The sequence below is a fragment of the uncultured Pseudophaeobacter sp. genome (assembly GCA_905479575.1).
GTDB lineage: Bacteria > Pseudomonadota > Alphaproteobacteria > Rhodobacterales > Rhodobacteraceae > Pseudophaeobacter.
Window position 1 is genome coordinate 1 of the sequence record CAJQNB010000003.1, and the last position, 13,358, is coordinate 13,358.

The 13,358-nt window shown below is 60.1% G+C and carries 11 protein-coding genes; 6 read left to right on the forward strand and 5 right to left on the reverse strand.

Annotated elements, in window-relative coordinates:
- Positions 1 to 215: 215 nt before the first annotated feature.
- Together QZ268_RS00830 and QZ268_RS00835 are read left to right on the forward strand one after the other, a co-directional pair.
- Complete coding sequence (locus QZ268_RS00830) at positions 216 to 1,859, forward strand: CTP synthase (protein WP_295446803.1); 1,644 nt, start codon at positions 216 to 218, stop codon at positions 1,857 to 1,859.
- A gap of 209 nt (positions 1,860 to 2,068) precedes the next feature.
- A complete protein-coding gene (locus tag QZ268_RS00835) occupies positions 2,069 to 2,965 on the forward strand; it encodes a fructose bisphosphate aldolase (protein WP_295446806.1) in 897 nt (298 codons plus the stop codon).
- A 179-nt stretch (positions 2,966 to 3,144) separates the two neighbouring features.
- Here the strand turns inward: QZ268_RS00835 and QZ268_RS00840 are convergent, their stop codons facing one another.
- On the reverse strand, positions 3,145 to 4,050 hold the full coding sequence (locus QZ268_RS00840; RefSeq protein ID WP_295446808.1) for a LysR substrate-binding domain-containing protein: 906 nt from the start codon (positions 4,048 to 4,050) through the stop codon (positions 3,145 to 3,147).
- A 123-nt stretch (positions 4,051 to 4,173) separates the two neighbouring features.
- On the opposite strand from QZ268_RS00840, the gene QZ268_RS00845 reads away from it, so the two are divergent.
- A complete protein-coding gene (locus QZ268_RS00845) occupies positions 4,174 to 5,121 on the forward strand; it encodes an NAD(P)-dependent oxidoreductase (protein WP_295446810.1) in 948 nt (315 codons plus the stop codon).
- 170 nt (positions 5,122 to 5,291) lie between these two features.
- Here the strand turns inward: QZ268_RS00845 and QZ268_RS00850 are convergent, their stop codons facing one another.
- Both QZ268_RS00850 and QZ268_RS00855 read right to left on the reverse strand, forming a co-directional pair.
- A complete protein-coding gene (locus QZ268_RS00850) occupies positions 5,292 to 6,077 on the reverse strand; it encodes a crotonase/enoyl-CoA hydratase family protein (RefSeq protein WP_295446812.1) in 786 nt (261 codons plus the stop codon).
- Positions 6,078 to 6,201: 124 nt separating this feature from the next.
- Entirely contained in the window at positions 6,202 to 7,296 is a 1,095-nt protein-coding gene (locus tag QZ268_RS00855; protein WP_295446813.1) for an SMP-30/gluconolactonase/LRE family protein, read from the reverse strand.
- Positions 7,297 to 7,388: 92 nt separating this feature from the next.
- Between QZ268_RS00855 and QZ268_RS00860 the strand changes: the two genes are divergently transcribed.
- Positions 7,389 to 8,519 carry a pyridoxal phosphate-dependent aminotransferase gene (locus tag QZ268_RS00860; protein ID WP_295446817.1) on the forward strand — a complete coding sequence of 377 codons (1,131 nt, stop codon included), beginning with the start codon at positions 7,389 to 7,391 and terminating at the stop codon, positions 8,517 to 8,519.
- 164 nt (positions 8,520 to 8,683) lie between these two features.
- A complete protein-coding gene (locus QZ268_RS00865; protein WP_295446819.1) occupies positions 8,684 to 8,911 on the forward strand; it encodes a histidinol phosphate aminotransferase in 228 nt (75 codons plus the stop codon).
- 196 nt (positions 8,912 to 9,107) lie between these two features.
- On the opposite strand, the gene QZ268_RS00870 is transcribed toward QZ268_RS00865, so the two are convergent.
- The gene (locus QZ268_RS00870) at positions 9,108 to 10,337 is read right to left on the reverse strand and encodes an aminotransferase class V-fold PLP-dependent enzyme (protein WP_295446821.1); all 1,230 of its coding nucleotides are present in this window, start codon (positions 10,335 to 10,337) and stop codon (positions 9,108 to 9,110) included.
- A gap of 271 nt (positions 10,338 to 10,608) precedes the next feature.
- Between QZ268_RS00870 and QZ268_RS00875 the strand changes: the two genes are divergently transcribed.
- Positions 10,609 to 12,468: an ABC transporter ATP-binding protein gene (locus QZ268_RS00875; RefSeq protein WP_295446823.1), complete on the forward strand. Its 1,860-nt coding sequence runs from the start codon at positions 10,609 to 10,611 to the stop codon at positions 12,466 to 12,468.
- 42 nt (positions 12,469 to 12,510) lie between these two features.
- On the opposite strand, the gene QZ268_RS00880 is transcribed toward QZ268_RS00875, so the two are convergent.
- Positions 12,511 to 13,200, reverse strand: a complete 690-nt coding sequence (locus tag QZ268_RS00880) for a TIGR04283 family arsenosugar biosynthesis glycosyltransferase (RefSeq protein WP_295446825.1) — start codon at positions 13,198 to 13,200, stop codon at positions 12,511 to 12,513.
- Positions 13,201 to 13,358 lie beyond the last annotated feature (158 nt).

Below are 13,358 nucleotides of genomic sequence, written 5' to 3' on the forward strand. Positions count from 1 at the left end.
CCGCCTTCTGCGACTGACGAACCGCTGACGGCACCCAGGGCGGACTGACCTTTAAACCACAACCTGTTGTCAATCTTGCGTCTGGCTGCGCATTATGTTGCGTTGCTGTTGCGCAAAAGTTCCGAATCTGTTAGCGCTTAAATCCCGTGATACTGCGGATTTTTTCGTCCGTAGATTTCAAAAAATTTGGTAATTTCACGGGGGAAATCCACCGCATGGCGCGTTTTGTTTTTATTACCGGTGGTGTCGTCTCATCCTTGGGAAAAGGTTTGGCATCCGCAGCGTTGGGATCGCTTTTGCAGGCCCGTGGGTTTTCGGTACGTCTACGCAAACTTGATCCGTATTTGAACGTAGACCCGGGTACGATGTCGCCGTTTGAACACGGCGAAGTCTTTGTCACCGATGACGGTGCCGAGACCGATCTGGATCTGGGCCATTACGAGCGCTTTACCGGCGTACCTGCACGCAAGACCGACTCGATCTCGTCCGGGAGGGTCTACACCAATGTGTTGGAAAAAGAGCGTCGCGGCGACTACCTGGGCAAAACCATTCAGGTGATCCCCCATGTTACCAATGAAATCAAAGACTTCATCTCGATTGGCGAAGATGAGGTTGATTTTATGCTCTGCGAAATCGGCGGCACCGTTGGCGACATCGAAGGCCTGCCTTTCTTTGAAGCCATTCGCCAGTTCAGCCAGGATAAGCCGCGCGGCCAGTGCCTGTTCATGCACCTCACCCTGCTGCCCTATATCAAGGCCAGCGGTGAGCTGAAGACCAAGCCAACCCAGCACTCGGTCAAGGAGCTGCGCTCCATCGGTCTGGCACCGGACCTGCTGGTCTGCCGCTCTGAGGGGCCGATCCCGAAGAAAGAGCGCGAAAAGCTGGCGCTGTTCTGCAACGTGCGCCCGGATGCGGTGATTGCAGCCCAGGATCTGAAATCCATCTACGAGGCCCCCCTGGCCTATCACCGCGAAGGTATGGATCAGGCGGTTCTGGATGCCTTTGGCATTTCCCCGGCGCCAAAACCAAACCTGGCCCGTTGGGAAGACGTGGCAGATCGTATCTACAACCCTGAAGGCGAAGTTCGGGTGGCCATCGTTGGCAAATACACCCAGCTGGAAGATGCCTATAAATCCATCGCCGAGGCGCTGACCCATGGCGGCATGTCCAACCGGGTAAAGGTCAAGATCGAATGGGTCGATGCCGAGCTGTTTGATCGCGAGGATGCCACCCCGCATCTGCAGGGCTTTCATGCGATTCTGGTGCCTGGTGGCTTTGGCGAACGCGGCACCGAGGGCAAGATCAAAGCGGCGCAATACGCCCGCGAGCACAAAGTACCCTATCTGGGCATCTGCCTTGGCATGCAGATGGCGGTCATCGAGGCCGCCCGCAATGTTGCCGGCATTGCCGAGGCCGGATCGGAAGAATTTGACCACGAGGCCGGTAAAAAGCGGTTTGAGCCCGTTGTCTATCACCTGAAAGAATGGGTGCAGGGCAACCACAAGGTTCAGCGCAAGGCTGATGACGACAAGGGCGGCACCATGCGTCTGGGCGCCTATGACGCCACCCTGACCGAGGGCTCGCATGTGGCCAGCGTCTATGGCAGCACCCATATCGAAGAGCGCCACCGTCACCGCTATGAGGTCGACACCAAATACAAAGAACAGCTGGAAGCATGCGGTTTGAATTTCTCTGGCATGTCGCCTGATGGCCGCCTGCCGGAAATCGTGGAATGGAGCGATCATCCTTGGTTCATTGGCGTTCAGTTCCACCCCGAGCTGAAATCCAAACCCTTTGCCCCACATCCTCTGTTTGACGGCTTTGTGCGCGCTGCAAAAGAAGCCTCACGTTTGGTCTGATCCACGTGCTGACAGTGTGACTTGTAAAAGCGGGCCCTCTATTGAGGCCCGTTTTTGCATTCTGTCAGGCGATTGGCCGCGGCTTTGCCCTGATGAGCATAAAACCCCAACCGTTAGCGCAAGCGCATGCAGCCACAACTTGTTTCTTGTGACAGGCACGCTATAGACAGGGCCAGATTAGAAACGATTTTTCGCGGAGAGACCGGATCATGGCGCAAGAGATTAACCAGGAACAGTTTGACCGTATCGCCAATGGCGGCGGCTTTATTGCAGCACTGGATCAATCCGGCGGTTCAACCCCAAAGGCGCTTGGCCTCTATGGCGTCACCGAAGACGCCTATTCCAACGACGAAGAAATGTTTGGCGAGATCCAGAAGATGCGCGCCCGCATCATCTGCTCTCCCGATTTCAGCTCGGGCAAGATCCTGGGCGCGATCCTGTTTGAAAAAACCATGGATAACGCCATCGACGGCACCCCTGTGCCCACCTACCTGTGGGAAAAATGCGGCGTTGTGCCTTTCCTGAAGGTCGACAAGGGCCTGGCAGATGAGGTCGACGGCGTGCAGCTGATGAAACCAATGCCCGACCTTGACGCGCTGCTGGCGCGCGCTGTGGAAAAAGGCATCTTTGGCACCAAGATGCGTTCGGTTGTCAAAGAGGCCAACCCGCAGGGAATCAAGACTGTGGTAGCGCAGCAGTTCGAAGTGGGTAAGCAGATTGCAGCCGCAGGCCTGGTGCCAATCATCGAACCAGAGGTCGACATCAACTCCCCCACCAAAGGCGAGGCCGAAATCTTCCTGAAGGCAGAGATCAAAGACCAGCTCGACGCCCTGCCCGAGGGCACCAAGGTCTCGCTGAAGCTGACCATCCCCAATGAGGCCGGTCTGTATGATTCGCTGGCGGATCACCCTGCCGTGGTACGCGTTGTGGCCCTGTCCGGTGGCTACAGCACCGATGACGCCTGCGAAAAACTGTCCAAGAACAGCAAAATGATCGCCTCTTTCAGCCGCGCGCTGACCGAAGGGCTGAATGTCGCCATGTCCGACGAAGAATACAACGCGGCATTGGGATCCAACATCGAAAAGATCTACCAATCCTCGCTGTAAGCAGTGCAGCGCAGGCTACTGCACGACTGGCCCACAGGTTTCAGGTCGCCCCACCGGGGCGGCCTTTTTTTTATCCTCTTTTCCCTGTGCCACCAGGGATCACCCCATCAAGCGGTAACGCAGTGCAAGACCACTAAACCCTGGCCGTGTGGAGTGGCCTAGAAAAAGACACCCGAAAATTATGATCCGGTCTCATCCTCAGAACGCGCAAAAATCTCTGTTAGCCAATCCTCGAACAGCTGCACTTCGGGCCTAAGCGGCCCACGTGCCGGTCGGCGGATCAGGTAGTGGGACTGCTGAAACGGCATTTCAGGACCGGCAATGGCAATCCCCATGCCCCGCGCGATAGACAACCTGGCAAAGCGGGCCAGTACTGTTGCATAGCCGCCGCCCCCCGCCACCAATTGCAGGGCAGAAACCGTGGTATCCACGCTAAACCGCGCGTGTTCATTGGCATAGGGCAGCTTATGAGCCGCAAAATAGCGGGCCCAGTGGTCCTCGTAGCCCAGAATATGGATCAGCGGCCCCTGCAGCAGCTCTGCCACAGAACCTGGTCGGGCGGCGCCGGCGGCGCAGACTGGTACAATGCATTCCTGCGACAGCTGCAGCGCGCTGCCGTCTTCCCAATTGCCATGGCCCAAGCGAATTTCCACATCGGCGTCGACATCATCGCGCGGTTCTGGCTCGGTCCAGATGTTCGACACCAGCCGGATGTTAATCTCCGGGTGGCGTGTGGCAAAATCCGGCAACAGATGCGCCAACCATAGCGCTGCGGTGGAGACCGGCACCCGCACTGTCAAGGTCCGCGCCGTCTCAGCCCCAAACAACCGCGTGGTAGCAAGCGAGATATCCCCCAGCGCCCGGCGGACCGTCAGCGCATAGGCCTGTCCTATTTCGGTCAACTCTAGCCTGCGTGCCTGGCGGTAAAACAGCGTGCTGCCCAGCCGCGCCTCCAACGAGCGGATATGCAGGCTGACCGCAGTTTGGGTCAGCCCCAGCTCCTGCCCGGTTTCGGTAAAGTTCAACAGCCGCGCTGCCGCCTCGAATGTGCGCAGCCAGGTCAAATTGGAAAGGCGTTCATCCATTTATCACCAAATTTATTTGGGTATTTTGGCTCACAAATATCATTTCCCTTTGCCTGCGTCGCCGGATTTCTTTGTCGTCAGCAATATGCACGATCGGGCGCGACACGGATCAGGGAGAGTAGAATGAAAGTTGGATTTATTGGCCTGGGCAATGTGGGGGCCAAGCTCTCGGGCTCCTTGCTGCGCAATGGCATTGACCTCACGGTACATGATCTGAATCCCGATCTGGTAGCGCAGTTTGAGGCCAGTGGCGCCAAGGCCGGGACCAGCCCCGCGCAACTGATGCGCGATTGTGATGCCGTGATCACCTGCCTGCCCTCGCCTGTGGCATCGGATGCGGTGATGCAGGAAATGCTGCCCGAGGTGAGCGCTGGCAAGATCTGGATGGAGATGTCCACCACCGACGAAGCCGAGGTCAAACGCCTGGGTGCCATGGTTATTGCAGCGGGTGGCGCGGCGGTGGATTGCCCGGTTTCTGGCGGCTGCCACCGCGCGGATACCGGCAATATCGCCATCTTTGCCGGTTGTGAGCGCGCCACATTCGAGCGCATCCTGCCCTTGCTGACCACCATGGGGCGGCGCATCCTGCACACGGGGGAGCTCGGCTCTGCCTCGGTGCTGAAGGTGCTGACCAACTATCTGGCCACGGTACATCTGGTGGCCAATGCCGAGGCCCTGGTGACGGCAAAGGCAGCTGGTATGGATCTCAACACCGCCTATGAGGCGATCAAGATCAGTTCAGGCAATTCGTTTAGCCATGTCACCGAAAGCCAGGTCATTTTGAACGGCAGCCGCGATATTTCCTTTACCATGGATCTGGTGAGGAAAGACGTGGGCCTGTTTCAGGAGATCGCCGAGCGCAACAATGTGCCTCTGGAGATCAGCCCGATGATCGTGCAGATTTTTGACGATGGCATTGCCAAATACGGCCCGCGCGAACTGTCGCCCAATATCATTCGCCGCCTCGAAGACACCACAGGCCTGTCCATCCTGGCACCTGGCTTCCCGCCGGAAATGACCGATGACGAACCCGAAGAGCCTGGCTATGAGGTGATCCCCCAGGGCAAATAAGGCGCAGGATGACGCATGCGCCGAGGCTCAGGCTGAGTCGGTAGAGGAAAAGGCGGCGGCGTCAGGGGGTTGACGCCACCGCTTTCGTCTTCATCCCTTTCGGGGAAGGGAGAGACGTCAAAACAGTCTGGGAGGGAGGACTGTTAAAACTCATATAGGTCGGCCCGGAGCTATTTAAAGACCGGAGCGCGTTTTTGCATTTGCGCGGCGATCACTTCCATTTGTTCGGGTTTGCCGATCAACTTGACCTGTTCGGCGCTCTCGCGCAGCAGCACTTCGGCTTGCGAGGCACCGGATTCCGCATATTCAATCATCCGTTTGGCGGCGCGCATGGCGGTTGGTCCCTTGCCCGCGATTTCTGTCGCCAGGGCCTGGGCGGCAGCCAGGGGATCGTCTGAGATGGAGGTCACCATCCCCCAGTCCGCAGCCTGCTGCGCAGAGATCGGCGTCGCCGTATAGGTCAGCTGGCGCAGCACATCAGAGCGCACCAATTTGGGCAACAGCGCCATGCCGCCCATATCGGGGATGAGCCCCCATTTCATTTCCATTACTGCCAGTTTGGTGTCGGGGGCGGCAATGCGGATATCGGCGCCCAGCGCCAGTTGCAAACCGCCGCCATAGGTGGCCCCCTGCAGGGCTGCAATCACCGGGATTTCCAGGCGGCGCCAGATCATCGACACCGCCTGCATCTCATTGGCATCGTGGTGGCTGCGCTCCATCAGCCAGGTCTCTGGATCAGACTGGCCCATCGACATGAAACTCATCAGGTCCAGCCCGGCGCAAAAGCTCTTGCCCTCGCCCGACAGCACCACCGCCCGCGCGTCCGAGTCCGCCACCTGCGCACCAGCGGCCAGGATCCCCTTGACCATGGCATCATCCAAGGCATTCATCTTGTCACCCCGCGTCAGCGTGACATGGGCAATATGATCTTTGATCTCTACGGAAACCCGCGCCATTGTGGCACCTCCAGACTATTTCATTTGCGCCAGACTGCCCCGATTGCTGCCTGTGATCCAGCCTAACGCCGGGGCAAAGCAGCCCCGGCGCCAGTCAGCTTGGCATCCCATCACGCCCTTAGGCTTACTGCATGGCAGGTAGATCACCGACCGCCCCGCGCCCAAAGCCACGTCCGTCCAGTGACATCACGTAAAACTGTTCCCCCACCTCCAGGGCGCTGGTGGTGACGCCCAACCGTCCTGTAGGGTCCTGCAGGTTGCGCAGGATATTGCCGCTTTCGTCAAATTGGATAACCATGCCCCGATGCACCGGAGCCGGGCGCACCAGATCTCCCAGCCGCCAGATGACCTTGCGCAGGAAGGGATAGGGCATCAGCTTTTCCGAGGGCAGGCGCGGGCTGGCAAAGGCCAGCCAAAAGGTTCCGTCTCCCTGGCGTTCCAGATTGTCGGGATAGCCGGGAAGATTGCCAAGAAACAGCTCCTGCTCGCCGGCCTTGTCACCGGTCAGCCAGAGTTTATGCACCCGCGCCCGCCCGGTTTCATTGATCAGGAGAAAATCCTCATCCTGGGACAGGGCGACCCCATTGGTATAAACAAAGCCACTGGCGATTTTCTCTACCCTGCCATCGGGCAGACGGCGGGCAACATAGCCACTGTCGGATTGCTCCCAGATTGTCATCACCGAGGTCGGTTTGGTCCCGCCAAGTGTTTCCGGGTCAAAGCGATCCGACGAGTTGGAAAAATAGATCGTCCCATCGCGCGCGATATCCAATTGATTGGCATAGATAAGCGGCGCGCCCTCCACCTCTGTCACCAGGGTTTCCAGGCTGCCCGGTCCGGTCCAGCGCAGAATGCCGCGATAGCTGTCGGCAATATAGAGCGCCCCATCCGGCCCCGCTTTGAGCCCCAGCGGACGCCCCCCGAGATCCTCAACCACCTGCGGGGCAGCACCGTCGATTCGGTACAGTTTGCCAGCCAGATCAGTGGTATAGACCTTGCCATCCGGCATAACCGCCAGGTCTTCGGGACCAACGGCCCCCTCTGGCAGCACAATCAGCTCCAGCGCCGCCATGGCGTCATTGGTTTCAAACTCACCGGTCAAAGCAGGGGGCTGCAAAGGCCGATAGACCTGGGGGGTCAGGGGAACCGGCCAAAAAGCCAAATAGCCCAGGCCCAGACCCAGCCCCAAGGCGAGCACCGCCAGCAAAGTCTTTCGCATTAAATATCTCCTTAAATTTGCGCCAGTCTGCTCTGGGTTGAAGCAACACGCAAGCCTTGCCGCAGGATGGCAATTTGCGCTATCTGCGCTGCATGAAAACGCCTCGCTATACCCCGCTTGCCCTGTCGCTGCCCTCCACCGTGCCTTTTGTCGGCCCCGAAACCCAGGAGCGAAGCCGTGGCAAAGCCTTTGCGGCCCGGCTTGGCGCCAATGAAAACATCTTTGGCCCCTCGCCACTGGCGATCAACGCCATGCAACAGGCCGCCGAGGAGATTTGGAAATATGGCGATGCCCAAAGCCATGATCTGGTCCAGGCGCTGGCCGCGCATCACGGTATTGCGACGCAAAACATCCTAGTTGGCGAAGGTATCGACGGGTTGTTGGGCTATCTGGTGCGGCTGCTGATTGGCCCCGGGGATGCGGTTGTCACCTCGCAGGGCGCCTACCCCACTTTCAACTACCATGTGGCCGGCTTTGGCGGCGCCCTGCATATGGTGCCCTATCGGGACGATCACGAAGACATCCAGGCGCTGTTTGCCAAGGCGGCTGAGGTGGATGCAAAACTGGTCTATCTCTCCAATCCCGACAACCCCATGGGCAGCTGGCACCGGGGGCAGGACATTGTCGCAGCATTGGCGGATCTGCCTGAGGGCGCTTTGCTTTTGCTGGACGAAGCCTATGTGGAATGTGCGCCGGCAGGCACCGCGGCACCAGTCGATATCAACGATCCCCGTGTTATCCGCATGCGCACCTTCTCCAAGGCCTATGGCATGGCCGGCGCCCGCGTGGGCTATGCGCTGGCGCAGGCAGATCTGATCCTTGCCTTCAACAAGGTGCGCAACCACTTTGGCATGAACCGCACGGCCCAGGCCGGGGCGCTGGCCGCCCTGCAGGATCAAAATTGGCTAACCCATGTTCAAGGTGAAATTGCCACCGCCCGCAACCATATCACCGAGATTGCTGCGGAAAACGGCCTCACCGCCCTGCCCTCGGCCACCAATTTTGTCGCGGTCGACTGTGGCCAAGACGGGGATTTTGCCAAAGCCGTGCTGGATTCTCTTCTGGCGCAGGATGTCTTTGTGCGCATGCCCTTTGCGGCGCCGCAAAATCGCTGCATCCGGGTCAGCTGTGGCCCCGACGAAGACCTGGCGCTGTTTGCCGCTGCTCTGCCCGTTGCGCTCGCAGCGGCCCGCTCTGCCTGCGCTGCGGATATTGCCTCCTAGAGTTACGTCCTGCCCGTCGCCCAGCCGGTCACACAGGCAAATGCCCAGAAAGGCAACCCAATCGGGTAGCCCAATCAGACCGGCTGCAAAAATCGCGGTGGTTTTACCGGACTTTCATCCCTGGCGCGCTAGGTTCCAGGGGGAGACCCTCAGGAGGCCACGCCATGGACTATAATCAGGACAACAGAAATCCGCCGCAAACGGGCTCTGCCCAGGCGCCGGAACCGATTGATCTCTTTGCCGCCGCACTCTCCTTTACCGGCTTAAACCTGATGTGGGTATTCTTTGCCGGTTGGATGTTGTTTGGCATGGTGCCAGTGCTGATGTTCGCACTGTTTCTCAATCATCTCATTGACCGCCTCGAAGACCACCTGCAGCACCCCGACACCTGACACCCGGTGACCGCCAAGCAGAGCCCAGGCGCAACCTGCGCGCCTGCTGTTCCCCCTGCTCAGGAGCCTGAGGAACACTGCACCGCAGATGTGGCCCCGGCGAGCCAGACAGTGAGGTCTGCCCACCGAGTTCTAGCCCTGTGGTCAGGCACTGGCGCACATGGTCAGGCACCGGCGCACACGCCATAGGCGCCGCTTAGCCCTGCGCGCCCGCTGCCAAGGCCTGCGCCGCCGCGCTCAAGCCGCCAGCCCCATGGGGGATCTCCAGCGCCTGCATCCCGGTCTCGATGCCGCCCAGCAGCCCCATGATCATCTGACCGTTTACATGCCCCATATGGCCAAGGCGGAAATAGCCGTGCCACGCAGGGCTGCCCGCGGGCGCCAAGCCCAGGCCAATCCCCAGCGTTAGCCCCAGGTTCTGCTCCAACCACGCGCGCAGCTCGCTGGCGCGCGGCGCGGGCAGCTGCAACGCCGTGACCGCATGCGAACGCAACGCAGGATCCGTTACATTCATCCGCAGCCCCTGCTCGGGCGCATCAATTTGTCCCCAGGTCTCACAGGCGGCCCAGATTGCCTGTGCCAGGGTGGCATGCCGGGCCCAGACCTGCTGCAGACCTTCGCCGTGGATCAGGTCCAAAGCAGCGCGCAGCCCGTACAGGTGATGTGTCGGGGCGGTGCCGCCAAAATACTGGTAGAACTCCTGCGGGGTGGCCCGTGGGGTCCAATCCCAATAGCGGCTGATCCTTGGCAGGCGGGCGCGGGCCTCGGCCGCTTTGTCGTTGAAAAACACAAAGCTCACCCCCGCTGGGGTCATCAGCCCCTTTTGACAGGCGGCAACCATGACATCGACGCCCCAGGCATCCATCTCAAACCGGTCACAGCCCAGGGAGGCGATGCAATCCGTCATCAGCAAGGCCGGGTGCCCCGCAGCATCCATTGCCGTGCGCAGGGCCGCGATATCATTGCGAATGGAGCTGGAGGTATCCACATGCACCCCCAGAACCGCCTTGATGTCATGCGCCTTATCCGCAGTCAGCCGCTCCGCCACCTGGGATAGGTCCCAGGCCGCAGTCGTACCAAAGTCAAGCACTTCAACCTCGATGCCCAGGGCCTCGGCCATTTCTGACCAGCCGATGGCAAAGCGCCCCGAGGCCGGCACCAGCACCCGGTCCCCGGGCTGCAGGGTATTCATCAGCGCCGCTTCCCAGGCGCCATGGCCATTGGCGATATAGATCGCCACAAAATGAGCGGTGCCAGCCAAGGCCTTGAGATCCGGCACTAGTCTGTCGGTGAGGGTCACAAGTTCGCCTGCATAAATATTGGGCGAAGGCCGATGCATTGCCTGCAGCACCGGGTCCGGGATCACGGAGGGGCCCGGAATGGCCAAATAGGGCCGTCCGCCCGATGGGTTTGAGGTTGCACGCATCTGTATTGTCCCAAATAGGATCGGCCCCGCCTCCTGCGGCCCCGACCAGGTGAATTTCGGGCTAACCCTAGCCTGCACTTTGGCGAGGTCAATTGCGGAAATCCCCTGTCCGCAGCCCGGCAATTGCTTTCAGCGCCGGGGGTGGGAGCGCCAAGAGGAGCAGCACAACGCTTGCACCCCGGCCATGAGCTGCTTAAATGGCCCAATCAAGTCACGAGAAGGCGCCAGATGACACCTCAGTTTCGACGCTCTCCAGCCGGGCAATCCCATTATGAGCAATGAACACACCTCCTCCCGCGAGCTGTTGGGTTGGCTTTGGCGCGGCTATCTGCGTCAGTACATGGGGCTCTTGGGCATCGCGGTTGTCTTTATGCTGGTTGAAGGCGCCACTATGGGCGCGCTTGGCTACATGATGCAGCCGATGTTCGATCTGGTCTTTGTCGCCGGCAATACCAATGCGCTGTTCTGGGTCAGCCTGGCCTTTCTGGCCATCTTCTCCTTACGTGGTATTTCCAGCGTCACCCAGAAGGTGCTGCTCAGCAAGGTTTCGCAGACCTCTGCTGCGGGTCTGCGCAAGGACATGCTGGCGCGTCTGATCCGCCAGGATCCCTCCTTTCACCAGTCCCATGCCCCCGGATTGCTGTTGCAGCGGGTGCAAAGCGATGTCAGCGCGATCAATGCGGTCTGGCAGGCAATGATCACCGGTGCGGGCCGCGATCTGGTGGCCTTGGTCGCGGTGCTGAGTGTCGCCGTCAGCATTGATTGGCGCTGGACCGCCATTTTGCTCATTGGCGTTCCGGGGCTGTTGCTGCCGATCTCCCTGTTGCAAAAATATGTCCGCCGCAGGGCCTCGGAGGCGCGCGACCTTGGCGCTACCCTGGCCACCCGGCTGGATGAGATCTTTCATGGCATTGTGCCGATCAAGCTCAACAATCTCGAAGAGTATCAACTCAAGCGGTTCTCCGATCACACCGACAATTTTGTCAAAGCCGAGGTGAAATCCGCCTTTGGCACCTCGGCGATCTCCGGCATGACCGATATTATGGCCGGTGTCGGCTTTATGGCGGTGCTGCTCTATGGCGGCTCTGAAATCATTGCCGGCGAAAAGTCCGTTGGCCAATTCATGAGCTTCTTCACCTCAATTGGTCTTTCCTTTGAGCCCATGCGCCGCCTGGCCAATATCTCTGGCATCTGGCAGGCCGCCGCCGCCGCCCTGGAACGGATCAAGGCGCTGATGGATGCGCCAATCCTGCTCACCTCCCCCGACAGCCCCAAACCCGCCCCCCAAGGCCTGCCTGGCATTCACCTGAAAGATGTCACGCTGAATTATGGCGAGGCGGAAATCCTGCGCGCGCTGACACTTGACGCCGAAGCGGGCAAGACCACCGCCCTGGTGGGCGCCTCCGGAGCTGGTAAATCCACCATTTTCAACCTGTTGACCCGCATGGTCGATCCTCAGCACGGCACCGTGCAGATCAATGACACCAGCGTTGCCGATCTGGCCACCAATGATCTGCGCGGCATGTTTTCCGTGGTCACCCAAGAAGGCCTGTTGTTTGACGAAACCCTGCGTGAAAACATCGTTCTGGGCCGTACCGATGTCAGCGATGAAGACCTGAAAAAAGCGCTGGAAGACTCCCATGTGGCGGATTTTCTGGAAAAGCTGCCTGATGGGTTGGAGACCCTCGTGGGTCCGCGTGGCTCAGCGCTTTCCGGTGGGCAACGCCAGCGGGTGGTGATTGCCCGCGCCCTGTTGCGCGATACGCCGGTACTGTTGCTGGACGAAGCCACCTCGGCGCTGGATGCACAGTCCGAAAAGGTGGTGCAACAGGCGCTGGACAGCCTCGCAGGTGGGCGCACCACCCTGGTGATCGCCCATCGCCTGTCCACCGTGCGCAACGCCGACAAGATCATCGTGATGGAGCGGGGTCAGGTCGCCGATCAGGGCACCCACCAGGAGTTGATCGAACGCGGTGGCATCTATGCCGATCTCTACCGGTTGCAGTTTCAGGATGGCAAAACCCTGCTCGACCCCAAAGGCATGGCCGCGCAGCAGCCTACAGCCCGGGCACAGGAGCAAACGGTCCCAAATGGCTGGCTCCGGCGCTTGATGACGCGGATCCTGGGCTGACCCCGGTCGCCCTTCCCGGCGCGGCGCTATTCCGAGCAGTGGCTATTTTTGATAGTCGCGCGCCAGTTTGTCGGGTTCAGCCCCCAGGAAATAGCGCAACAGGGTCCAGAGATTGCCCGCACCGCGACGCAGCCAGCCGTCCCGTTGATAGCGCGCGGCGCTGGTCAGGGCGGTGATCGGTAGCGCCGTCAGGCCGGTGAGGCGGCGCACCAGGGCCACATCCTCCATCAAGGGCTGATCAGGGTATTCTCCGGCCGACACATAGACCGCACGCGGGATCAGCAGCCCCTGATCGCCATAGGGCAGCCCAAAGACCCGCGCCCGAAAGTTTGCCCAGCCTGCCACCCATGCGGGCCAGGCTCCTTTAGTGCGAAATTTCAGTTGGAAATAGCCAGGCTGTCCCACGTCTCCCGCGCCCGCCTGCAGATGTGTCGCCACCGCTGCAGCCCAGCCCTGGGCCAGTTGCGTATCCGCATGCAGCACCAGCAACCACTCCCCACGGGCAGCCGCACAGCCCCGGCGCAGCTGCCCACCGCGCGATGCAGCGCCGCTGACCAGCTCCGCCCCGGCCTCTTCTGCCAGTTGCAGCGTTGCATCATCAGAACCGCCATCGCTGATCACCAGCTCCCGGATCAGCCCCTCCGCCAGCCCCTCCATCAAAGCTTCAAGGCAGCGCGGCAGCTCGGCAGCCGCATTCAGGGTGGGTATCACGACAGTAATCGGCGCGGGCATGGTGTTTTCCTGGTTCAACTCAGATCTCATTCCTATATCACTAGGCTACGGGATATAGGAATGGGCTTGACCATACCTCGACGGACAGCCCCGCCCTGAGACTAAGACCACACCACCGCCCGCAGGCATGAAAGCCCGGGCAGCTTTGGAGACAACAG